We start from the raw sequence: 23,941 nt of genomic DNA, 5'->3' as shown, positions 1-23,941 counted from the left end.
GCTTTACGGCCTCAAGGCGGCTTCAGAGCAGAGCAGCGAGGCGGCAATGACGTGGCATCAACATAACGCCACTGTGCGTCAAATCCGGATCAACACAGCCCCCAGCGTCACCAGTGCGCATGCCACGATACGCCGCGTCGTCAGCTTCTCCTGCATGAACAGCCAGCCGATCAGCACCGCGAAGATCGAACTCAGCTCGCGCAGCGCGGAAACCATCGCAATCGGCAGATAGCGGTAGGCTTCGATGATCAGGCAATAGGCGGTGAGGGCGAGCGCGCCGGACGCGATGCCCTTGAGCACCTCCGTGCGGCCGATGAACAGCCCCTTGGCGCCGCCGCGCCAATGCCAGGCGAGCAGAAACTGCGGGATGTTCCAGATCAGATAGACCCACATGATGTAGCTCAGGCCGTTGCCCGCCACGCGCGCGCCGATTCCGTCGACCACCGAATACGTCGCGATGAAGAAGCCGGTTAGCAGCGCGAACGGCACGCTTTCGCCGGAGAGCCGCATGCCGCGCCGGAACGCCAGCGAGACGATGCCAAGCGACACCAGCCCCACGCCGATCACCGCCAGCGGCTTGAGCGTTTCGTGCGCGAACACCAGCGCGCCGACGAACACGAGCATTGGCGAAAGACCGCGCGCAATCGGATAGATCTGGCCGAAGTCGCCGCTCCTGTACGCGCGGATCAGCGCCAGCAGGTAGCCGAATTCGAGTACTACCGACGCGAAGATGTAAGGCCAGGCCGCCGGTGCAGGCAAAGGCAGCACGATTACGCCGACCGCGCTGACGGCGATATACGGAATCGCCATCATGCCGAGCAGCCATACACGGTCTTCGGATAGATGCAAAAACGCGTTCCAGGTGGCGTGAAGCAGCGCGGAGAGCAGCACCAGCAAGACAAAGAGCGTTTGCATCTGAGGCGAGGACTCGGATTAAAGGTAGGAAGCGTGCGGCCGCAACCGTATGATTATTCCACTAGAACATTTGCGTCGGCAATTGACGTACGAGTCCCGAAGGGTTTTAAAGATTCACGTTCGGTCCGGCAGGGGGGGCTGAACAGGCAGCTGGGAAACGCTCTCAACCCGCGACCGGACGGCATCGTGCGAGGCTGGCGGTTGGAATTGTGGACCCTCGCGTTCGTCAAGGGGAAAGAAGCCGGCGAGTCATCCTCGCCTGCTCACCCCTCGAATCGCCGCTTCCAGGATCAGGTACCGTTTGTGTGGCTTCCAGAATTGGCTACGACTTGCAGAGCCGACAACACCACGTCACGGCCGCCCGAGTTTCTGAAACTCGATGTCGGTCACCGCGACTTTGCCGATTGCCTTGGGAAACGTTAGCTTCAGTTGCGACAGACTACCCGAGTCAACCCCGGGGAAGGCCGCCAGCGGGATCGCGATCATGTTGAGTAACTGTGCGACTCCGCCTGCGGCAAAAGGGGCGTCGGTTGGATCGTCCGTCATCGGGCGGCCGTCCGCTTTTGGCTGTGGTCCGAGGTATAAAGCATCACTGAAATCACTTGCATTGACCGTAGCCGAATGGCCCGTGGTATCAGTCATGGTGACCAGCACCTCCTGGCCAGCAGGACGCACAATTGCGATGCGGAAAGTCAGTGAATCGTATGCGGAGGCGGACATGCCGCCCAAAACGGTAATGAGCGTAGCATTCGGCTTGAACCATGATAGCTCGAGGTGATCGGCAATCGAGAGGAGTCCCTTGGTATGCGGGCCTGAATACTCAAAGGCTGGGAGTCTTTCTGGAGTGCATATCCCAACTGTGTCCGAGTCGCCGAATGGCATCCGGCAATTCGCAATGGAGTCGAATCCTGATAGTGCAATAGCGCCACCCAGATCATTGCGTCTTAGACTGTCATTCCGCTCGAAACGCTGAACTAATGTGCGATACGCCGCACTTTTCTGAACGGAGAGCACCGTGCGTGAGTCGCATGGACCTTTCCCCTCTGGACATGCCGCCTCAGGTAGTTGTGCCGTGCCATTCCAGTAAGCGGCAAATTGCTGCTCATCTCCTACGAAGCGGCGCATGAATGAATTGACAAGAAACTGCCCTCCGCGCCGCTGATCCTGCGCGCTTAGACGGATACCGTCAGGTCGATTGGCGCAGTAGTCGGTTGCATTGGTCGACGGGTAGTCGTCGTCAGTCCAGATTGTGTTGAAGAAGTTGTGGTTTGCGCCTCGCACCAGAATCTGGAAGCGCGGTGCCATGTCGCTATCGAAGCCAAAGCGATTGTGGTCGAACGTGCGCGCACCTTCGAGGTCCGCCATGTCGCCGTCGCAGGATGGAAGCAGCACGGCGAGTGCTACGTTGTTCAAGCCGAGATTGCCGCTGAAATCCGTCGGTGCCAGCATGAGCGCTGCTTTGAAGTTATACGGGGGAGTCGATTCCGCGCCGGCGGCGCCGAAGATGTTGTATTCCCAGAGGGCAGCCTGGAATCTGGGCGTGTCGATAGTCCGCGTGCCGGGGGCCGTATCAATGACGGCAGCGGCAAGGTCGGGATAATCTGTGTTGAACGACGAGGGGTCGGCGAGAAGTGCGGCTTTCAGGTCGTCGTCGGTGACACCAACTCGGGTGATGTTGTATTTTAGTGTGTTTGCAACACCTTGCCCGCCGCGCGAATGGCCCATGATTCCAACTCGGGTGAAATCCAGTTTGTCTTTCAGTTGGTCCAGCATGCCAGGGCCGCCACGCTTGTCGATATCTCGAAGCCGATCCAAGGTGCCCAGCACTAACTGGGCGCGCGACCTGCTCGATGCGTCTCCGTTGCCCGCACTACCGTTGATGGCATTCGCGTCGATTGAGATTGCGACATAGCCTTGGGTCGCCAGATCCTGCGCCAGGTAGTCGTAGCCTTGATAGCTCGGCACGGTTGGATCGTGTTGTCCGTGCAAAAAAATGACGATCGGAAATCGAGTGCTGGTTTTCGTCACGGAAGTGCTCGCGAGGGGATAGCGCACCCAGCCTCTTACCGGTGTAATGAAAACGTGATTGTCTATGCCCGACTGCGCCGCGAGGTTGCCAAGGTCGTAGGCGATTGCTGGCGATGACTGAAATGCTGCCTGTTCCGTCGTTGCCGGGGCCACGCTGGTGAAGCGCGCTGCATTGGAAGCGGGGGCCAGCCCTGCCGATTCTGGAATGTTGGTGCTTCCATTGCTTGGAGCGACAGCAGGAACAACGTCAGTGCCGGGTACGGGGGTTGCGGTTCCTGGCACCGCCGCGTTCGGACTTGGCGCAGGGGAAACAGGAACTCCGGGGTCTTTGCCGCCGCATCCATTCAGTACTATGGCCGCGAGAAAAAATGCCAATAAATTAATTGCACAACTAATCAATGATTGTTTCATACGAGCCTCGCTTGAAAACAGTGGCCCCGATGGGTTTTGAGATTTATCTTTGTTTGAGACGTCTTTAATACGGGCTTCCATCTTTTCGATGGAGCTAAAGCAGTTGGCTAGAAGCCAGCCTTGTTGATCAATTACTAAGCTTCGTGAGCTTCGGTTTTGTGGGTAGGTAGATAAGTGATTGAGTGCGTGGGTGCTGCAGCGCCCTTCAACGCGGAGTCACCGTTTCTCGGAGGAGGCGTCTGACTATTGTGACAATCATCAGACTAAAGCCGATGCGCTAGAAACCAGGGGAAGCCCGATACGAAATTAGGACTTATCCGATATCTAAAGATCGATTAGTTCGCTCACCTGAATGTGAAAAATATAGGGTTCGCTTTAATCTGCCGTCGCTCTTATCGGTTGTGAGTGCGGTAGGCTTGCAGGGCTATGCGATACGCCTGTCTTGAAAAGTACTAAAGATGGTTTAGGTGGTGCGGGCAGCCGGAGACGGGCGGCGATGTTGAAATAAAATTATGGTCTGGTAAAAATTTTTTATAACTGGATTTTTTATAAAAATGGGCGGTTTCAAATGCCAGGTGCAACAGCGGGGTCGATAGCAATACCTTGCTTTGCGCAGTTTCAATGAAGACCTTGCCCGGCCGGCGCCATTCAAGTGTTTCTCGAGGGCGTCAATTCAGGTTCGCTTGTCCTACGGTCCTCGAATTTCATCGCAAAGATCACACCGCGCTCTTCGGCGCTCAGATGTTCTTATATTTTTCCCATGCAACGTATCCTAGCTGATGCTGTTGCACTTGTATTTTGAAACCGCCATGTAAAAAAAGATGCACGAATTTATCAACGCTGGACGCTACGTTTTGCCGGCTGAGTTCGCTCTCGTCAGCGCACGGCCACGCGCGTCAGCGTGCTAGTCGCCTTCGGGCGGGCAGTGCGCACTTTGCCCATGGAATGGGGCGCAGAGAGCGTGGGTGATTCGAGGGCGAAGACGGCGCTGGACCACGAGCCCTGCGACGCCTTCTCGCCGAAACTCAGCATTCCGCTTTGAGCGCCGCGCGTTCGACCGTCCGTCACGTCACCCGTTCGCGCAGCCACGCGGACGCCAGATCGATCGCCGTCACGACGACGATCACCATGATCATCACCGCGGCTGTCTGCGCGTAATTGAACGAGCGGATCGCCTCGTACAGCACCACACCGATCCCGCCCGCGCCGACCATGCCGACCACCATCGCCGAGCGCACGTTCGATTCGAAGCGATATAACGCGTACGAGATCCACAACGGCAGCACTTGCGGCAGCACGCCGTAAATGATTTCGTCGAGACTGGTCGCGCCGGTGGCGCGCACGCCTTCGGCCGGACGCGGATCGATGGCCTCGACCGCTTCGGCGAAGAGCTTGGCGAGCACGCCGGTGGTGTGCACCCACAGCGCCAGCACGCCGGCGAACGGACCGAGTCCCACCGCGACGATGAACAGCATCGCGAAGACCATTTCATTGATCGCGCGGCAAGCGTCCATCATGCGGCGCATGGGCTGCACGATCCACATTGGCGCCATGTTATGTGCGGACATGAGTCCGCACGGCACCGCGCATACCAGTGAGAGGGCCGTGCCCCACACCGCTACCGACAGCGTCACAACCATCTCATGAAGATAGCTGCGCCATTCGGTGAAGTCCGGCGGGAAGAAGTCCCGGGCGAACTGGCCCATGTTGCCGGAGTCGGAGAACAGGTCGAGCGGACGCATATCGGCGCCATGCCATGCGCCACCCAGCACGGCAAGCACGGCGATCCAGCCGATCAGCGACAGCCAGCTGCGCTTGCCCGCAGCGGGGCTGGCACGGCGCGCCGCCTGCGCGGCGAGCGCTTCGCTCGCACGCGTGGGCGACGTGATCAGATCAACGGTGTTCATTGCCTGGCTACGGCGCTGTTGAGTGCGCTCAGCTTCGCATCGAGCGCGGCCAGCTGGGTCTTGCGGTCGTCGTCGGAAAGATGCGTGTCGCTCTCGATCTTCTGCTTCTGCTGGAACAACGCGACCTGGCGAATCGGCAGCAGCTGCGCATCCGACGATGCCGCGAAACCGGCGTAACCCGTAATCGCCGCCATGACCGCTTTTTCATGCGGATCGGTCTTTCCGTAGTTCAGGAAGAAGTTGCGGATCTTGTCCTTGGTGGCTTGCGGCAGATCCTTGCGCCAAACGAGCGGGTCCGACGGAATCAGCGGCGAGGTCCACAGCACGCGTACTTGCGCGAATTTGTCCGGATGCTGCTGTTTCAGCGTGTCGAGCATTTCGGTGTTGTTGGTCGCGATGTCGATCTTGTTGTTCACCACGGCCAGCAGATTCGCTTCGTGGCTCGACGGCAGCACGGCCTTGAACGACGTGTTGACCGGCGTGTTGTGCTTGGCGAACAGGTAGTAGCCGGGGATCAGCGTGCCTGAGGTGGAGTTCGGATCGCCGAAGCCGAGCGTGACGTCCTTCGTGTTTTTGAACACGTCGTCGAGCGTTTTGAAGCGGCTGTTGACGTTGGTGATGAGCACCGATTTATAGCCGGCGTCGCCGTTCGCATACTGGACCTTCGCGAACACTTCGCCTTGCGAGCGATCCACCGCTTCGATCGCCGACGCATTGCCGAAATAGCCGACCTGTACCTTGTTGAAGCGCATGCCTTCGATGATGCCGGCGTAGTCGGTCGCGAAGAACGCTTTGACGTTCAGGCCGGTTTGCTTGTTCATGTCTACGATCAGCGGCTCCCAGCGCTGTTTCAGCACGGAGGACGAATCGGTCGAGATGATGCCGAGGCTGATGTCTTCGGCTTGAGCGCTGGCGACGCAAGCGAATGCGGCGGCGCCGACGGTCAGCGTGATCAATGAACGCAGGAATTTCATCGCTTTGAGGTCCGGTTGAGTGAACAGAATGGGTGGGCGCGCTCAGTTCGAGTGCGCCGGATTGAGGGCGAACGCATAACGCGTCGAGGTGGGTGCGGCGTCTTGCGCCGCTGCGCCGGCGTTTTCCTCGTTAGCGTTGTGGTCCGCATGATTGGCCGGGCTATTGGCGCTGGCCTCGTCGAGCAGTTCGCAAGCGTCGTCGCCATAGAGCTTCTTGAGCAGGGCAGGGCTCAGCGCGGCAGAGGGGCCGTCGTAGACCACCTTGCCGCGACGCAGCGCAACGGTGCGCGGGCAAAACTGCATGGCGATGTCGACCTGATGCAGCGACACCAGCACCGTCAGTCGATGCTCGACGTTGAGCGTGCGCAGCATCTCCATGACGCGGCGCGACGATTCGGGGTCGAGCGAGGCGATCGGTTCGTCGGCGAGCACGATGCGCGCGCGCTGCACCAGCGCTCGCGCCAATGCCGCGCGTTGCTGCTGACCGCCGGAGAGGTTGGCCGCGCGTTCGCGCGCGTGCTCGCCGATGCCGACTTCATTGAGCGCGGCCATCGACAACACCCGCTCCGCGTTCGGAAAGCACCCGCTCAAACGGCGCCACAAAGGCAGCCGCGCCAGCGCGCCGATCAGCACGTTGCTTTCCACGGAAAGCCGGTTCACCAGATTGAATTGCTGGAACACGAAGCCGATATCGCGGCGAATGCTGCGCACTTCTCGCACGATGCGGCCGTTCTGCTGGATCGGCCGGCCCAGAATCGCGATCTGCGACGGCTGCGCATCCGAGGCCGTGAAGCCCGCGATGTGCCGCAGCAGCGTCGACTTGCCCGAACCCGAGGCGCCGATCAAGGCAACCATTTCGCCCGGCTCGATTCGCAGATCGATTTCGTCCAACGCCTTGCGGCCGTTGCTGAACGTCTTGCTCAACCGTTCGATACGAATTGCTTCCCGAATTGCGTCCATAAGTACCCCTTGATGCATCCGGCCATTACCGGCATGTGTGGGGCTCATTCTAGGAAGCGTCTGTGACGGTTGAGTGAAGGCATCGCAACGTCTAGACGACTATATCTTTATATGTCTTTTTTGCGTCGCCAGAAAGACAGGCAGAAGTCATTCGTTCGAATAAAAAATGACACCCGTATGACACGATTTGCATTGGGTCGGGTCCGCTGCGCATGATCGCCCGCAGCCAGGCTATATTGCGTCAATCGGCGTGCCGTCCCCAATAACCTTGCAGTTCCTTTCGACGTCGTCATGCAGCCTTTGAGCTTTCTTCCCGACAGTTTTGCGGAGTACGAAGATCTCAAGGCGATCCTCGACCAGGGCAGCGCCAGTTTCGAGATCTGCACCGTCTGCGAGACGACGGTGCGGGGCCGGCAATTTGCCGTGCACACCGCGAGTATTGGTTCGACCGATCCACTCGCACCGGCAATCGGCTTTTTTGGCGGCATTCACGGGCTCGAGCGGATTGGCTCGCAACTCGTGCTCGACTACATGCGCGCGCTGCTCGCCCGGCTGGAATGGGACGAACTGCTGGTGCGGCAATTGCAGTCGATTCGTCTGATCTTTATGCCGATCGTCAATCCGGGCGGCATGTGGGCCGCCACGCGCGCCAACCCCAACGGTGTCGATCTGATGCGCAACGCGCCGCAGAATGCGGACGAACGCGTGCCGCTGCTCGCCGGCGGCCAGCGGGTGGGGGCATGGCTGCCCTGGTATCGCGGCCGGCAGGGCGATCCCATGGAGCCGGAGGCGGCGGCGCTTCTGCGGGTGGTCGAAACTGAAATGGCCGCGCGGCCCCTGAGTTTTGCGCTCGATTGCCACTCGGGTTACGGCTGGAGGGATAGCATCTGGTTTCCTTACGCGCGCACGCGCAAGCTGATGCCGCATCTGCCTGAAATGTACCTGCTGAAAACCATGTTCGAGCGTGCGCATCCGCATCATGGCTATGCGTTCGAACCGCAGAGCCACCAGTATCTGTTGCACGGCGATCTGTGGGACTTCGCGTACGACCGTGCGCCGCCGCCGAACGTGTTCCTGCCGATGACGCTCGAACTCGGTTCGTGGCTGTGGATCAAGAAGAATCCGCGCCAACTGTTTTCGCGTCAGGGCATGTTCAATCCGGTGAAGGCGCATCGCACCGCGCGCGTGCTGCGGCGTCACGCGAATCTGCTCGATTTTCTCGCGCGCGCGGCGTTCTCGTCGCAACGCTGGCTGCCGCAGGGTAATCGTCGCGAGCAATTGCTGCAAAGCGCGATCGACCATTGGACCAAACCGGAAGCGTCATGAGCACGTGGATTCTATTGCGGGGCCTGACGCGCGAAACACGCCACTGGGGCCGTTTGCCCGGCTTGCTGCGCGAGGTGGTCGGCACGGATCGCCTGTTGCTGCTCGATCTGCCCGGCAACGGCGAGTTCGCTAACTTGCGCGCGCCGGCGGCGGTAGAGGACATGGTGGGCTTCGTGCGAATTGCTGCGCTGCAAACCGGAGCGCCAAGCCCCTATCGCGTGCTGGCGATGTCGCTTGGCGGCATGGTGGCGACCGACTGGGCGCAACGGCATCCCGGCGAGATCGAGCGGCTTGTGCTGATCAATACCAGCATGCGGCCGTTCAGCCGCATGCATGAACGCTTGCGTCCATCCGCCTGGCCGGGCCTTCTGGGTGTCGCAGCACACTGGCGCGACGCGCCGCGCGCGGAAAGCGGCATTCATCGGCTGACGTGCAATAACGTCGAAACGCTCGGCGCGGATCTCGATGCATGGAGCGAAATCCGCCGGAGCGCACCAGTGAGCCGGGGCAATGCCTTACGGCAACTGTGGGCCGCCGCGCGTTTTAGTGCGGCGGCAACGAAACCGCGTTGCCCGTTGCTGATTCTTTCTTCGCGCGCCGATCGGCTAGTCAACCCGGTGTGTTCGGCGAAGCTCGCGGCGGCGTGGAGCGCCACGCATTGCGAGCATCAATGGGCCGGTCACGACCTGCCTCACGACGACCCGGCGTGGATCAGCGAACAGGTTCATGCATGGCTGAAGCAAGAGGCAGGGGGACTGAAAGCCGCGCTTTAAACAGAGGCCGCACGCTCACCGGCAGCGGGTATAACCTAAGTGAGCTCACGCATCGCTTTTCGGGCGGCAGGTGCATAATTCCCGTTCAGACGATGCATGCGAATCAAGCGATACTCGCTATTGCCGCCCGCCAGGGGAGTTGATCATGCAAGCAAAGAATGAAGAAGCCGTCACGCACCTGCTGAACGATGTCGTCGAGTTTGCACGCGGGCGCTTGCCGGAGCCGACCTTCAAAGTCGTCGAGCCTTTCCTGCGGCACTACTACGATTTCGTCGACGCCGACGATCTGCAGAGCCGCTCGATCGCCGATCTTTACGGCGCGGCGCTCGCGCACTGGCAAACCGCGCAGCGCTTCGTGCCAGGCAGCGAACGGCTGCGCGTCTACAACCCGATACTCGAACAGCACGGCTGGCATTCCGATCACACGGTGATCGAGATCGTCAACGACGACATGCCGTTTCTGGTCGATTCGGTCTCGATGGCGGTCAACCGCCTCGGACTCGCGCTGCATTCCGTCGTGCATCCGGTGTTTCGCATCTGGCGTGGGCCGGATGGCAGCATCGTGCGCGTGGGCCAAGGCGCGGAGGACGCAGCCGATACGCGCTCGCAGCTCGCCTCGTTCATTCACTTTGAAGTCGACCGTTGCGGCGACGCAGCGAAGCTCGACGCATTGCGTGACGAGATCGCCAGAGTGCTGCACGACGTGCGCGCCGCGGTGGAAGACTGGCCGAAGATCGTCGAACTCGCGCGTGTCACCGTCAAAGGCATGAAGGCCGGCGAGGCAGGGCCCGAAGGTGTCGAGGCTCGCGCGTTCCTCGAATGGATGGTGGCCGATCATTTCACGTTTCTCGGCCAGCGCGACTACGAACTGGTGCAGCACGATATCGGCTTTGGCCTGCGCGCGGTGCCCGGCTCCGGGCTCGGCATCCTGCGTGACGCGCCGCGTCCCGAGGGCGCGGCCGAAGTCACGCCGTTGCCACCGGCGGCCGCGGAGATCATCTCCGGCTCGTCGCCCATTTTCCTGACCAAGGCCAACTCGCGCGCGACGGTGCATCGGCCGGGCTATCTGGATTATGTCGGCATCAAGCTGACCGGGGCGGACGGCAAGGTGACCGGCGAGCGGCGCTTTATCGGCCTGTATACGTCTACCGCATATCTGGTGTCGGCCTCGGAGATTCCGATCGTGCGGCGCAAATGCGCGAACATCGTGCGGCGGGCCGGTTTCCTGCCGAAGGGCCATCTGGCCAAATCGCTGGTGACGGTGCTCGAAACCTATCCGCGCGACGAACTCTTTCAGGCCGAGGAAAACCAGCTCTACGATATCGCGCTGGGTGTGCTGCGTTTGCAGGAGCATCAGCGCACGCGCCTGTTCGTGCGGCGTGACCGGTTCGACCGCTTCGTGTCGTGCCTCGTATTCGTCCCGCGCGACAAGTACAACACCGATCTGCGGCAGCGCATTGCCAACCTGCTGGCCGATGCATTCAATGGCGAAAGTGTCGAATTCACGCCGCTGTTGTCCGAGTCGACCCTCGCGCGTATTCATTTCGTCGTGCATGCGAAGCCGGGTGGCATGCCCCGTGTCGATACGCGCGAACTCGAAGCGCGGCTCGTGCAGGTCACGCGCCGCTGGCAGGACGATCTCGCTGACGCATTGATCGACGCGTTCGGCGAGGAGCAGGGCAACCGTCTCTTGCAACACTATGCGGATTCGTTTCCCCCAGGCTATCGCGACGACTATCCGGCCCGCACCGCGGTGCGTGATATCGAGCTGATCGAGCGCGTGCAGGGCAGCGAGCGGCTCGCCATGAACCTGTACCGCCCGATCGAAGCAGGGCCGCGCGCGTTTCGTTTCAAGGTTTATCGTGCGGGCTTGCCCATTGCGTTGTCGCGCAGCTTGCCGATGCTCGAGCATCTCGGCGTGCGTGTCGATGAAGAGCGGCCTTATCTGATCGAAGCGCTCGACGCCACGCCAGCCTGGATTCACGACTTCGGCCTCGAACTCGCGGACGATGCGGAGTTCGATATCGAACGCGTGAAGGATCTTTTCGAAGATGCGTTCGAACAGGTGTGGACCGGCGGCATCGAAAGCGACGATTTCAACCGCCTCGTGCTGCGCGCGCAACTGAGCGCGCGCGAGGTGACGATTCTGCGTGCTTATGCCAAGTACCTGAGGCAAGTGGGTTCGACCTTCAGCGACGCGTATATCGAACGCGCGGTCACCGGCAATCCGGCGATCGCCCGCATGCTCGTGGAGTTGTTCATTGCGCGCTTCGATCCGGTGCTCGGCGATACGCGCGAGATCCGCGTCGCCAGCTTGTTGAAGACGATCGACAGCGCGCTCGATCAGGTGCCGAATCTCGACGAGGACCGGATACTCCGGCAATTCCTCGGCGTCATCAAGGCGACGCAACGCACGAATTACTATCGCTTCAATGCCGACGGCCATCCGAAGCCGTATCTGTCGTTCAAATTCGATCCCGCGCATGTGCCCGGTTTGCCTGAACCGAAACCGATGTTCGAAATCTGGGTGTACTCGCCGCGAGTGGAGGGTGTGCATTTGCGCGGCGGCCGTGTCGCGCGCGGCGGGCTGCGCTGGTCGGATCGGCGTGAGGACTTCCGCACGGAAGTGCTCGGCTTGATGAAGGCGCAGATGGTGAAGAACGTGGTGATCGTGCCGGTCGGCTCCAAAGGCGGTTTCGTCGTGAAGAATCCGCCGCCGCAGACCGAGCGCGACGCATGGATGCGTGAAGGCATCGCCTGCTATCAGACGTTCCTGCGCGGCCTGCTCGATTTGACCGACAACCTCGCCGGTACGGCAGTGGTGCCGCCGCCCGATGTGGTGCGGCATGATCCCGACGATCCCTATCTGGTGGTCGCCGCCGACAAGGGCACGGCCACCTTCTCCGACTACGCGAACGCGATTTCACAGGAATACGGCTTCTGGCTCGACGACGCCTTTGCGTCGGGCGGTTCGGTCGGCTATGACCACAAAAAAATGGCGATCACGGCGCGCGGCGCGTGGGAGTCGGTCAAGCGGCACTTCCGGGAAATGGGCGTCGATACGCAGGCGGCTGATTTCACCGTGGTGGGCGTCGGCGATATGTCGGGCGACGTGTTCGGCAATGGCATGCTGTTGTCGCCGCATATCAAGCTGGTGGCCGCGTTCGACCACCGGCATATTTTCCTCGATCCGAATCCCGATCCAGCGATAAGCCTTGCGGAACGTGGGCGCCTGTTCGTTCTCGACCGGTCGAGTTGGGCCGACTACGATCCGTCGCTGATCTCGGCCGGCGGGGGGGTGTTTCCCCGCACCGCCAAGACGATTCCGTTGTCTGCGGCGGTGCAGTCGGTACTTGGCATCAGCGCGCCGGCGCTCGCACCCGCTGAATTGATGCGCGCCATTCTGCAGGCGCCGGTCGATCTGCTCTACAACGGCGGCATCGGCACCTATGTGAAGGCGACCGGTGAAACGCATCTGCAGGTCGGCGACCGCGCCAATGATGCGATCCGCGTCAACGGCGCCGATCTGCACTGCAAAGTCGTCGCGGAAGGCGGCAATCTCGGCCTCACGCAACTCGGGCGTATTGAATTTGCGCAGCGCGGCGGCCGCATCAATACCGATGCGATCGACAACTCCGCCGGCGTCGACTGTTCGGACCACGAGGTCAACATCAAGATTCTGCTGGGGCTGGTCGTCTCCGACGGTGAAATGACTGAGAAACAGCGCAATGCACTGCTCGCGGAAATGACCGATGAAGTCGGCTTGCTCGTCTTGCAGGACAACTATTACCAGACCCAGGCGCTCTCGATTGCGGGCCGCTACGGCGTCGAATTGCTCGATGCCGAAGCGCGCCTGATGCGTTACCTGGAACGCGCGGGCCGCCTGAACCGCGTGATCGAGTTCTTGCCGACTGACGAAGAAGTCGCCGAACGCCAGGCGGCGAAACAAGGGCTGACCACGCCCGAGCGCGCGGTGCTGCTTGCCTATAGCAAGATGTGGCTGTACGACGCACTGCTCGAATCGTCGATGCCGGAAGACCCGCTCGTCAGCGACATGCTGATCGAATACTTTCCGAAGCCGTTGCGGCAGCGCTTTAGCGAACCGATGCAACGTCACCCTTTGCGGCGCGAAATCCTCGCAACGCATCTGACCAATGCGTTGGTGAATCGCGTGGGCTGCGAGTTCGTGCATCGCCTGATGGAAGAGACCGATGCGAAGCCCGGCGACATCGTGCGGGCCTGCATCATGGCGCGCGACGTGTTCGATCTCGACGACGTGTGGCGCAGTATCGACGCGCTGGATAACCGTGTCGCCGACGATGTGCAGGCACGCATGTTCGTCGAAGTGGCGCGGCTCGTCGAACGCTCTGCGCTGTGGTTTCTGCGGCAGTTGCAATCGGGGGCGGTCAGCGACGGCGACGTCGCCGGCTTGCTTGCACGTTGTCGCGACGCGGCGCAACGCCTCGCGCCGCAATGGCCCGCGCTGCTGCCGGGCGCCGATCTCGACACGCTGTCCGAGCGGCAACGCGCGCTCGTGGACGCCGGTGTCGATAGCGAACTGGCGGTGCGAATCGCCAGCGGCGAGATCTCGGCGGCTTTGCTCGACATCGCCGAGGTGTCGTCGACCTGCGGGCGCAGTCTCGAACTCGTGGCTGGCGTCTACTTCGCGCTCGGTACGCTGCTGAACTACAGCTGGATCAGCGAGCGCGCGGCCGCACTGCCGGCGCCCACGCACTGGGACATGCTGGCGCGCGCGACGGCGCTGGCGGAACTCGCCCGCCTGAAACGTGCGCTGACCACGAGCGCACTGGCCGACGCCGACGAGGCTTCGACGCCGGACCTATTGGTTCACGCGTGGCGCGAGAAGCGCACCGCGCAACTCGAGCGTTACGCGCGCCTGCTGGCCGATCTGCGGGCCACGGGCGGCGCGAGCCTGTCGATGCTGCTGGTGATCGTGCGGGAGATGGCTGCGCTCGAAAGGGCATAGCGCGAGGGACCGCGAGCGAAGGTAGAGGCACTGCATGCGTCACGGAACCCGGCACAAAACAGCGCCGGGGTTGGACGCATGCAGTCTGGCATGTCCATAATACGAACTATTGCCAACCGAAAGCGCTCTGTAAACTCCCGGACGCCCTCCACGACGATGAACGAAGAATCGCCGAAAGCCATTTTCTATGCGCTTGCCGCCAACCTCGGCATTGCCGTCTGCAAGTTCGCTGCTGCCACGTTTACCGGTTCCGGCTCGATGTTCGCCGAAGCCATTCACTCGACCGCCGACTGCGGTAACCAACTGCTGCTGCTATTCGGCTTGCGTGAAGCGCGCAAGCCCGCGAGCCCGTTGCATCCCATGGGCGGCGGCCGCGAGATCAATTTCTATTCGCTGCTGGTGGCGTTGCTGCTGTTCTTTGTCGGCGGCGCGTTTTCGGTGTACGAGGGCGTGCATCGTCTGTTTGCGCGCGAGCCTTTGCAGCATGCCTATGTGGCGCTCGTCGTACTCGGCGTTTCGGTGGTGCTCGAAGCGCTTTCGTTGTGGGGCGCGGTTAAGGAAATCCGCAAGACGCATCCCGACAAAAGCCTATGGCGCTGGTTTCGCGAAACGCGCGAGTCCGAGCTGCTGGTGGTGGCCGGCGAGGACATTGCCGCGTTGGTGGGTCTTGCGATGGCCTTCGTCGCCGTGCTGCTGACGATGGTGACCGGTAATCCCGTCTACGACGCGTTGGGCTCGATCGGCGTTGGTTTGCTGCTGATGGTGATTGCGTGGCTGGTGGCGCGCGAAGTGAAGTCGATGATCGTCGGCGAATCGGCGGGCCCGGAAGTGCGTCGCGCGATCGAGTCGCATCTGCGCGCCCGGTCGGAGATTCGCAGCATCATCAACATGATTACGCTGCAGTGGGGCCGTCATGTAGTGGTGGCCGTGCAGGCCGAAATGATCGACTACGCGAGCGGCCGAGCGATGGTCGATGCGATCAACGTGATCGAAGCGGACCTGCAGGCGGCATTTCCGCAAGTGCGCTGGGTGTTTTTTGAACCGGATGTGCCGCGGGTTTGATGCATTGTCTGATACCGCGATACGTAGTGGAAAATAAATTCTTCGCATCTATACTTCATTCGGCTTGAAAGCAGCCCATTAGCCAATCTGCATCACAAGCAAAAGGAAGGATCACGATGCTGACGCGCGCACTCGGTGCAATCTCCGTCATTACCCTCGCGGCTTGCGCCGCCTTCACATCCGGCCCTGCCAGCGCGGACGGCAACGATGGCTTCTCGCAAGGCGACGGCGGCTCGCACGGGCAACCGGTCAAGGTGATGATCATTTCGATGTTCGGACCGGAGGGGCAAGTGTGGCTCGATCGGCTTGGGCCATGGCGCGAGATTGCGGTCGAAGGTTTATCGCCCGACTACCCGACGGTTCATTGCAATAAGCAGGACGTGTGTGTCATGACCACTGGCATGGGGCATAGCAACGCTGCCGCGTCGATCATGGCGTTGACCTTCTCGCCGCGCTTCGATTTGCGGCATACGTACTTTATGGTGGCGGGTATTGCCGGGATCGATCCGCAGCAGGGCACGGTCGGGTCTGCCGCGTGGGCGAAGTATCTCGTCGATTTTGGAATTCAGTGGGAGATCGATGGGCGGGAGATTCCGGCCGGCTGGAATACCGGCTACCTTGGAATCAACACCAGGAGCCCTGCGGATAAGCCGCCGCTCGACTATCGGACGGAGGTGTTTCAGTTGAATACCCAGTTGGCCGATACTGCGTTTGCTTTGTCCCGTAGAGTTGTGCTGTCCGATAACGCTCAGGCGCAGGCTGCGCGGGCCAAGTATTCGTATGCGCCTGCGAATCGGCCACCTACTGTCATTCAATGCGATACGTTGGCAGGGGATACCTGGTGGTCAGGGACGCTGCTTGGGCAGCGGGCTCGGGATTGGACCAGAATCTTGACGGAGGGCAACGGTGTCTATTGCACTACGCAGCAGGAGGATAACGCTACGTATGAGGCGCTTAAGCGCGCGGCCTCCGTGCATAAGGTCGATTTGAATCGCGTTGCCGTGCTGCGGGCTGGGTCTGATTTTGATCGGCCATACGATGGGCAGACTAGTGCGGATAATCTGCTTGACTATGCTGCGCAAGGGGGTTTTACGATTGCTATTGAGAACCTGTACAGGTCGGGGAATCCGCTTGTGCAGGAAATTGTTGCCCATTGGGGCGAGTGGCGGGAGGGGGTGCCGAAGAAGTAGATTTTTTGCCTTTGGCAGCGCTTGTTTGTCTGTGTTTTTATGGCACAAGCGCACAGAAAAAAACGCCGCACAGACAAGCAAAAAAAGACCAACCCAGCAGGCATACAGAAAAACCGCGCGCCGCGCAGGCAAAAAAACAAACCGAACCTTTATCGCTGCGGCGCCCGATAAGGCGTCCACACCGGCGCATCCATATCCCAATGATCAAGTTCAGACGGTGTCATAACATGCTCCTTTGTAAAGAGTGAAAAAATCCCACCGCGATGAAAATTTCTTTTGGAAACCGAATCATCGCGGCGTATTCGCCTTACTGCCCGTTGGCGACGCGGGTGACGTCACCGCCGGTGCCTTCCTGCAATGCAATCCGCGCAGCCTGCGTCTGACCAATCAGACCTTTATTCGGATACGACGTACGATTCAGCGCAGGCAGCGAACCATCGCGATACGCCGCGACCAATTCGGCATTCACCTCTGCACGGGTCTTGCCGCCCACAGTCGGCGTCGGTTGCGTTTCGTATGTGCCTGCACGGCCAATGCCGCCGCCGTTGCTTTGAGCGAACACCGGTGCGCTGGCAAGCAGCGAAAGAACCAGACCTGCTAAGAGTTTGCGTTTCATGATTCACTCCTGTCGATTCATTGGCAGCGCAAGCAGCGCTGCGACAGGGTGAAATGTAGACTTCGAAGCGGTGTGGATAAATCGCACTTTCGCGAAATGAATTGTCGCGATTCTGGAACAATCGCGGCAACGCGCGTGTCACCCGGTTACTGTCGGGCAACCGCGGCATTAGAGCCGCGGTTGAAATTCACTGTTCCAGATTTTGTACTTCAAATAACCCGCGTTAAGCAACCCACTCCGTTATCACCGGCGTATCGAGCATTGGAGCAGATTCGCGTTCTTCGAAAGTACGCTTCGTGCACGTCGCGTCCAGACCGCCGCGTCCGCTCAGCAACGGGCAGCGGTCAAACAGCTCGGCAATCCAGTCTACGAAAACGCGGACTTTAGGCGACAGATGCCGACTGTGCGGATAAACCGCGGAAATCGGCATCGGCAAAGGCTTCAGCTCCGGCAGCACTTCAACCAGCTGGCCCGAACGCAGATGCGGCAGCACCATGAAGAGCGCCGGCTGAATCAGGCCAAAGCCTTCCAGTCCGCAAGTTACGTAGGCATCGGCGTCGTTCACCGACACAATGCCCTTCATCTTTACTTCGATCTCTTTGCCATCAACCATGAAGGCCCAATCGATCGTGCGCCCCGTGCGGCTCGAAAAGTAATTGACTGCTTTGTGATTGTCGAGGTCGTCGAGCGAAGCCGGCATGCCCGCGCGCTCGATGTAGCCGGGGGCCGCGCATGTCACGCCCTCGAACAAACCGATACGCCGCGCTACCAGCGAAGAATCCTGTAGCGCACCCACACGCACCACGCAATCCACGCCTTCCTGCAGCAGATCGACGGGCCGGTCCGTCAATCCGAGCTGCAGGTCGATGTCCGGGTAACGCGTGTGGAATTCGCACAGCGAAGGAATCACCAGCAAGCGCCCGATCGATCCCGGCATGTCGATGCGCAGCTTGCCGTGTGGTTTCTTATTGCCGCTCTGGAAGCTGGCCTCGGTCTCTTCGACGTCCGCAAGGATGCGCACGCAGCGCTCGTAATACGCAGCACCGTCCGGCGTCAGCGACAAACGCCGCGTGGTCCGGTGCATCAGACGCGTGCCGAGGAACGCTTCGAGGTTCTGAATGATGGTGGTAACCGATGCGCGCGGCAGGTCGAGCGTTTCCGCCGCACGGGTAAAGCTGTTGGTGTCGACGACGCGCGTGAACACTTGCATGGCCTGAAGCCGGTCCATTGCAAACCTCCTAAAAGGGGCCGGCGCTCCAGGCAGGGTTCGAATCTGCAGCGAATCCACAGAGTAATCCCGTCCGATTGTTCGGGGACGCCGAATTGTGTTGCCGGATTATAGGCATTTATTTAGGAATCTGCCGAACCCACAATTCGCACCATTGAAGTTCTATGCGCATTGCGCGGCTCGACATGGATGCATTTAAACCGCCGTACGCCTTTGTGCCCGCCGGCAGCGGCCCGGCACAGGCCAACAGCACGGCACTCGAGATCACTGACGTGCAGATCGAAGGGCACGCACAGGACATTACGCTGCGTTTGTACCGGCCGTCACAGAAAACCGCACTGCCGGTACTGCTTTATTTCCACGGCGGCGGTTTTACCAAGGGCTCGATCGATCAGGCCGACTACGCCGCGCGTTATTTCGCAGAACACTTACCGGCTTTGGTCGTTTCGGTCGGTTATTCGCTGGCGCCGCAATTTCCGTTTCCGGCGGCGCCTGAAGACGCACATCGCGCGGCGCTGTGGGTGCGGACAAGAGCACGCGCGTTTGGCGGGAATAGCAAGAAGATCGCCGTGGCGGGCCACGATGCGGGCGGGCAGTTGGCCAATTGCCTCGCTTTCATCGCGCGCGATCGCGGCGACGTGCGCATCGCCGCGCAGGCGCTGTTCGGGCCGATGCTCGATCCGAGCCTCACGCGTCTGGGGGACGAGCAGCGCTTAGGTTCGGACATCACCGCGAAGGAATGCGCGGCGTGTTATCGCGCGTATCTGCCGCAAGCGTCGCAACGCATGCATCCGTATGCCGCGCCGCTCGAATCGTCACGCCTCGCGGGGCTGCCGGCCACGCTGATCGTGACGGCGCAAAACGACGTGCTGCATGTGGAAGCGGAGAAGTACGCGAGCAGTCTGATCGACGCGGGTGTGCTGACCCTCGTGGTCCGCTGTCCCAGCATCTCGCACGCCGCGTTGGCCGACCATCCGCCCGCCTTGCAGGAAGCGGTGCGATTTTTTCAGTGGCGCTTCGACGCGCGCGCTCATCGCTGAGACACAAACAAATAAGCAGAACTTTAATCAACGATACCGGGAGCTTCTCATGACTATCCTTCCTCTTTCCCGTCGCCGTGTGGCGATTGCCGCGCTAGCCGTCATCGTCGTGGCCGGGCTGGGCACGTTCGGCGCGATTCGTGTCGACGCGAGCTCGCCCGCTGCGCCCACCATCGTGCCGGAAGTCGATGTGGCCACCGTGGTGCAAAAGACCATCACCGACTGGCAAAGCTATTCGGGCCGCCTCGAAGCGGTCGAAAAAGTGGACGTCCGCTCGCAGGTGCCGGGCACGATCGTGTCCGTCAACTTCAAGGACGGCGCGCTCGTGAAGAAGGGCGACACGCTGTTCGTGATCGATCCGCGTCCGTACGCAGCCGAAGTCGATCGCGCCGAAGCGCAACTCGCGGCGGCGCAAGCGCGGACGGGCTACACGCAAAGCGATTGGGAACGCGCGCAACGCCTGATCACCGACAACGCGATCGCCCGGCGCGATTACGACGAGAAGCAGAACGCCGCGCGCGAAGCGAGCGCCAACCTGAAGGCCGCGCAAGCCGCCGTCGAAACCGCACGCATCAATCTCGGCTACACGAAGATCGTCGCGCCGGTGTCGGGCCGCGTCTCGCGTGCGGAAATCACGGTGGGCAATGTGGTGTCGGCGGGCGCAAGCTCGGCGCCCCTAACCACGCTGGTGTCGGTTTCGCCGATCTATGCATCGTTCGACGTCGACGAACAAACCTACCTGCAATACCTGAGCCGCGCGAAGGATGGCAGCAAGGTGCCGGTGGGTCTGGGTCTGGCGGATGAAAGCGGCTACTCGCGCAGCGGCACGATCGAATCCGTCGACAACCGGCTGGATACGTCGTCCGGCACGATCCGGGTGCGCGCGCGCTTCGACAACCAGGATGGGGCATTGATCCCAGGCCTGTATGCACGCGTGAAGGTCGGCGGCAGCGAGCCGCATCCCGCACTGCTGATCGACGACGCCGCGGTGGGCACCGATCAGGACAAGAAGTTCGTGCTGGTGCTCGACCAGAGCAACCACGTCGTGTACCGGGAAATCGCGGTGGGCGACATGCAGGGCAACCTGCGCGTCGTCAAGGGCGGTTTGCAGGCGACCGACCGGATCGTCGTGAACGGTATCCAGCGCGTGCGTCCGGGCGATGCAGTACGCGCTCACATGGTGCCGATGAGCGCCGATCAGGATCCGAACAGCGCGCCGCTCGCGCAGACACGAGCGAAACCAGCGGACAAGAATTCGTGAGCCTCGTGCGCCGCGCTTATCCGGTCTTGGTACCTGGCCGTAGCTGGCACATGCTCCAACGTTAAGAGCTTCCCATGAACATATCCAAATTCTTCATCGATCGACCGATCTTTGCCGGCGTGCTCTCGGTATTGATCCTGCTGGGGGGCATCATTGCGCTCTTCAAGCTGCCGATTTCGGAGTACCCGGAAGTCGTGCCGCCTTCGGTGGTGGTGCACGCGCAATATCCGGGCGCCAATCCGAAAGTGATCGCCGAGGCCGTCGCCGCGCCGCTCGAAGAGCAGATCAACGGCGTCGAGAACATGCTGTACATGCAGTCGCAAGCCAATAGCGACGGCAATCTCACGCTGACGGTGACCTTCAAGCTCGGCACCAATCCGGACCTTGCGACGCAGCTGGTGCAGAACCGCGTCAACCAGGCGCTGCCGCGCTTGCCGGAAGACGTGCAGCGCCTCGGCATCACGACCATCAAGAGTTCGCCCACGCTGACAATGGTGGTCCACCTGATCTCGCCGAACAACCGCTACGACATGACGTATCTGCGCAACTACGCACTGCTCAACGTCAAGGACCGGCTGGCGCGGATTCAGGGCGTCGGCGAAGTACAGTTGTGGGGTTCGGGCGACTACTCGATGCGCATCTGGCTCGATCCGCAGAAGGTCGCACAGCGCGGTTTGACGGCGACCGAAGTGGTCAACGCAATCCGCGAGCAGAACATTCAGGTGGCAGCCGGTGTGATCGGCGCATCGCCTTCGGTGCCGGGCACGCAATTGCAGTTGTCGGTGAATGCGCGTGGCCGTTTGAAGACTGAGGGCGAATTCGGTGACATCATCGTCAAAACCGCGCCGGACGGCGGCGTGACGTACCTGCGTGATATCGCGCGTATCGAACTGGCGGCGTCGGAATACGGCCTGCGTTCGCTGCTCGACAACAAGCCGGCGGTTGCGCTCGCCATCAATCAGGCGCCGGGGGCGAACTCGCTGGCGATTTCCGATCAGGTTCGTACAACGATGAAAGAGCTGGCGGAAGACATGCCGCCGGGCGTCGAATACAAGATCGTCTATGACCCGACACAGTTCGTGCGCGCGAGTATCGAAGCGGTGATCCACACGCTGCTCGAAGCGATTGCCCTGGTGGTGATCGTGGTGATCGTGTTCCTGCAGACGTGGCGTGCGTCGATCATTCCGTTGATTGCGGTACCGGTGTCGATCGTCGGAACGTTCTCGTTGCTGCTTGCGTTCGGCTTCTCGATCAATGCGTTGTCATTGTTTGGGATGGTGCTGGCCATCGGGATCGTGGTGGACGATGCGATCGTGGTGGTGGAGAACGTCGAACGGAACATCGAAAACGGACTCAGTGCGCGCGATGCGACCTATAAGGCCATGCAGGAAGTGAGTGGGCCGATTATCGCCATCGCGCTGACGCTGGTCGCCGTGTTCGTGCCGCTCGCTTTCATGACCGGCTTGACGGGCCAGTTCTACAAGCAGTTCGCGATGACCATCGCGATCTCGACGGTGATCTCGGCATTCAATTCGCTGACCTTGTCGCCGGCTTTGTCCGCGATGCTGTTGCGTGGCCATGGCGCCAAGGAAGACTTCCTGACGCGGGTGATGAATCGCGTGCTGGGCCGCTTCTTCAAGGGCTTCAACAAGGTGTTCCAGCGCGGCTCGACGGAATATGGCCGCGGCGTGACGGGCGTGCTGCGCCGTAAGGGCGCGATGCTCGCGGTCTACGCGATCCTGCTGGGCGCAACGGTGCTGATCTCGCGTGTCGTGCCGGGTGGCTTCGTGCCGGCGCAAGACAAGGAGTATCTGATCGCGTTTGCGCAACTGCCGAACGGTGCATCGCTGGATCGCACGGAAAAAGTGATCCGCGACATGAGCGCGATTGCGCTGAAGCAGCCGGGCGTTGAAAGCGCGGTGGCATTCCCGGGTTTGTCGGTGAACGGTTTCACCAATAGCTCGAGCGCCGGCATCGTGTTCGTGACGTTGAAGCCTTTCAAGGAACGCGGCAGCAAGAAGCTCTCGGCCGGTGCGATTGCCGGCGCGTTGAACCAGCAGTACGGCGCAATCAAGGATTCGTTCGTCGCGGTGTTCCCACCGCCGCCCGTTCTCGGCCTCGGTACGTTGGGCGGCTTCAAGATGCAGTTGGAGGACCACGGCGCGGTCGGCTATGCGGAGTTGAACAAGGCGGCGGAAGCGTTCGTGAAAAAAGCAGCGCAAACGCCTGAACTTGGACCGACGTTCTCGAGCTACCAGATCAATGTGCCGCAACTGAACGTCGATCTGGATCGCGTGAAGGCCAAGCAACTCGGCGTGCCGGTCACGGACGTGTTCAACACGATGCAGATCTATCTGGGCTCGCTGTATGTCAACGACTTCAACCGCTTCGGCCGTGTGTATCAGGTGCGGGTGCAGGCAGATGCGCCGTTCCGTCAACGTGCGGACGACATCCTGCAACTGAAGACACGCAATGCTGCGGGCGACATGGTGCCTTTGTCGTCGCTGGTGACGGTGACGCCTACATACGGTCCGGAAATGGTGGTGCGTTACAACGGCTATACGGCTGCCGACATCAATGGTGGTCCGGCGCCGGGCTACTCGTCGGGCCAGGCGCAAGCCGCGGCCGAACGCGTGGCGGCCGAAATCTTGCCGCACGGTGTGAAGCTCGAATGGACCGACCTGACGTATCAGCAAATCATCGCCGGCAACGCGGGCTTGTGGGTATTCCCAATCAGCGTGCTGCTCGTGTTTCTCGTGCTGGCAGCGTTGTACGAAAGCCTGACCCTGCCGCTCGCGGTGATCCTGATCGTGCCGATGAGCGTGCTGTCCGCGCTCACCGGTGTGTGGCTCACGGGTGGCGACAACAACATCTTCACGCAGATCGGTTTGATGGTGCTGGTGGGGCTGTCCGCGAAGAACGCGATTCTGATCGTCGAGTTCGCCCGGGAGTTGGAGCATGACGGGCGTACGCCGCTGGCGGCGGCGATCGAGGCGAGCCGTTTGCGTCTGCGTCCCATTCTGATGACGTCGATCGCTTTCATCATGGGTGTGGTGCCGCTGGTGATCTCGAGCGGTGCGGGTTCGGAGATGCGTCACGCGATGGGTATCGCGGTGTTCTTCGGCATGCTCGGCGTGACGCTGTTCGGCCTGATGCTGACCCCCGTGTTCTATGTGGTGCTGCGTTCGTTGGCGGGCGGGACGATTCACGTCGCGCAGAAAGACGCACCGCACCTTGGGGCGCCGGTGACGGACGCCTGAGGA

Annotated in this window: 15 protein-coding genes; 8 read left to right on the top strand and 7 right to left on the bottom strand. The window is 61.0% G+C overall.

What is annotated here, in order from left to right:
• Window positions 1-78 precede the first annotated feature (78 nt).
• The 5 genes from AYM40_RS31155 to phnC all read right to left on the bottom strand — a co-directional run bounded on the left by AYM40_RS31155 (window position 79) and on the right by phnC (window position 7,195).
• Window positions 79-915 carry a DMT family transporter gene (locus AYM40_RS31155; protein ID WP_063499853.1) on the bottom strand — a complete coding sequence of 279 codons (837 nt, stop codon included), beginning with the start codon at window positions 913-915 and terminating at the stop codon, window positions 79-81.
• A 351-nt stretch (window positions 916-1,266) separates the two neighbouring features.
• Window positions 1,267-3,354, bottom strand: a complete 2,088-nt coding sequence (locus tag AYM40_RS31150; RefSeq protein ID WP_158515362.1) for a hypothetical protein — start codon at window positions 3,352-3,354, stop codon at window positions 1,267-1,269.
• A gap of 1,064 nt (window positions 3,355-4,418) precedes the next feature.
• Window positions 4,419-5,261, bottom strand: a complete 843-nt coding sequence (gene phnE / locus AYM40_RS31145; protein ID WP_063499852.1) for a phosphonate ABC transporter, permease protein PhnE — start codon at window positions 5,259-5,261, stop codon at window positions 4,419-4,421.
• Window positions 5,258-6,235, bottom strand: a complete 978-nt coding sequence (phnD, locus tag AYM40_RS31140) for a phosphonate ABC transporter substrate-binding protein (protein ID WP_063499851.1) — start codon at window positions 6,233-6,235, stop codon at window positions 5,258-5,260. Before phnD ends, phnE begins: the two co-directional genes overlap by 4 nt.
• A 42-nt stretch (window positions 6,236-6,277) precedes the next feature.
• Window positions 6,278-7,195: a phosphonate ABC transporter ATP-binding protein gene (gene phnC, locus AYM40_RS31135; protein ID WP_063499850.1), complete on the bottom strand. Its 918-nt coding sequence runs from the start codon at window positions 7,193-7,195 to the stop codon at window positions 6,278-6,280.
• 291 nt (window positions 7,196-7,486) lie between these two features.
• Here phnC and AYM40_RS31130 point away from each other — a divergent pair, with 291 nt between their 5' ends.
• The 5 genes from AYM40_RS31130 (at window position 7,487) to AYM40_RS31110 (ending at window position 16,533) form a co-directional block, all read left to right on the top strand.
• Window positions 7,487-8,521: a M14 family zinc carboxypeptidase gene (locus tag AYM40_RS31130; RefSeq protein WP_063499849.1), complete on the top strand. Its 1,035-nt coding sequence runs from the start codon at window positions 7,487-7,489 to the stop codon at window positions 8,519-8,521.
• Entirely contained in the window at window positions 8,518-9,294 is a 777-nt protein-coding gene (locus AYM40_RS31125) for an alpha/beta fold hydrolase (RefSeq protein ID WP_063499848.1), read from the top strand. Before AYM40_RS31130 ends, AYM40_RS31125 begins: the two co-directional genes overlap by 4 nt.
• Before the next feature lie 145 nt (window positions 9,295-9,439).
• On the top strand, window positions 9,440-14,281 hold the full coding sequence (locus tag AYM40_RS31120; protein WP_063499847.1) for an NAD-glutamate dehydrogenase: 4,842 nt from the start codon (window positions 9,440-9,442) through the stop codon (window positions 14,279-14,281).
• Window positions 14,282-14,437: 156 nt separating this feature from the next.
• Window positions 14,438-15,343 carry a cation diffusion facilitator family transporter gene (locus AYM40_RS31115; protein ID WP_063499846.1) on the top strand — a complete coding sequence of 302 codons (906 nt, stop codon included), beginning with the start codon at window positions 14,438-14,440 and terminating at the stop codon, window positions 15,341-15,343.
• A 116-nt stretch (window positions 15,344-15,459) separates the two neighbouring features.
• Window positions 15,460-16,533: a purine-nucleoside phosphorylase gene (locus AYM40_RS31110; protein WP_063499845.1), complete on the top strand. Its 1,074-nt coding sequence runs from the start codon at window positions 15,460-15,462 to the stop codon at window positions 16,531-16,533.
• 307 nt (window positions 16,534-16,840) lie between these two features.
• Here the strand turns inward: AYM40_RS31110 and AYM40_RS31105 are convergent, their stop codons facing one another.
• Entirely contained in the window at window positions 16,841-17,149 is a 309-nt protein-coding gene (locus tag AYM40_RS31105) for a DUF4148 domain-containing protein (RefSeq protein ID WP_063499844.1), read from the bottom strand.
• A gap of 223 nt (window positions 17,150-17,372) precedes the next feature.
• The gene (locus tag AYM40_RS31100; RefSeq protein ID WP_063499843.1) at window positions 17,373-18,377 is read right to left on the bottom strand and encodes a LysR family transcriptional regulator; all 1,005 of its coding nucleotides are present in this window, start codon (window positions 18,375-18,377) and stop codon (window positions 17,373-17,375) included.
• Between the two features lie 185 nt (window positions 18,378-18,562).
• Between AYM40_RS31100 and AYM40_RS31095 the strand changes: the two genes are divergently transcribed.
• From AYM40_RS31095 to AYM40_RS31085, 3 genes are all read left to right on the top strand, one after another.
• The gene (locus tag AYM40_RS31095; RefSeq protein ID WP_063500824.1) at window positions 18,563-19,417 is read left to right on the top strand and encodes an alpha/beta hydrolase; all 855 of its coding nucleotides are present in this window, start codon (window positions 18,563-18,565) and stop codon (window positions 19,415-19,417) included.
• Window positions 19,418-19,466: 49 nt separating this feature from the next.
• Window positions 19,467-20,678 (top strand): efflux RND transporter periplasmic adaptor subunit, encoded by a 1,212-nt coding sequence (locus AYM40_RS31090; protein ID WP_063499842.1) that lies wholly within the window; start codon window positions 19,467-19,469, stop codon window positions 20,676-20,678.
• A gap of 74 nt (window positions 20,679-20,752) precedes the next feature.
• Window positions 20,753-23,938, top strand: a complete 3,186-nt coding sequence (locus AYM40_RS31085) for an efflux RND transporter permease subunit (protein ID WP_063499841.1) — start codon at window positions 20,753-20,755, stop codon at window positions 23,936-23,938.
• Window positions 23,939-23,941: the final 3 nt, after the last annotated feature.

Source organism: Paraburkholderia phytofirmans OLGA172 (assembly GCF_001634365.1).
GTDB lineage: Bacteria > Pseudomonadota > Gammaproteobacteria > Burkholderiales > Burkholderiaceae > Paraburkholderia.
Note: the sequence above shows the minus strand (reverse complement) of the source record. Positions and strands in the feature narration are given on the sequence as shown.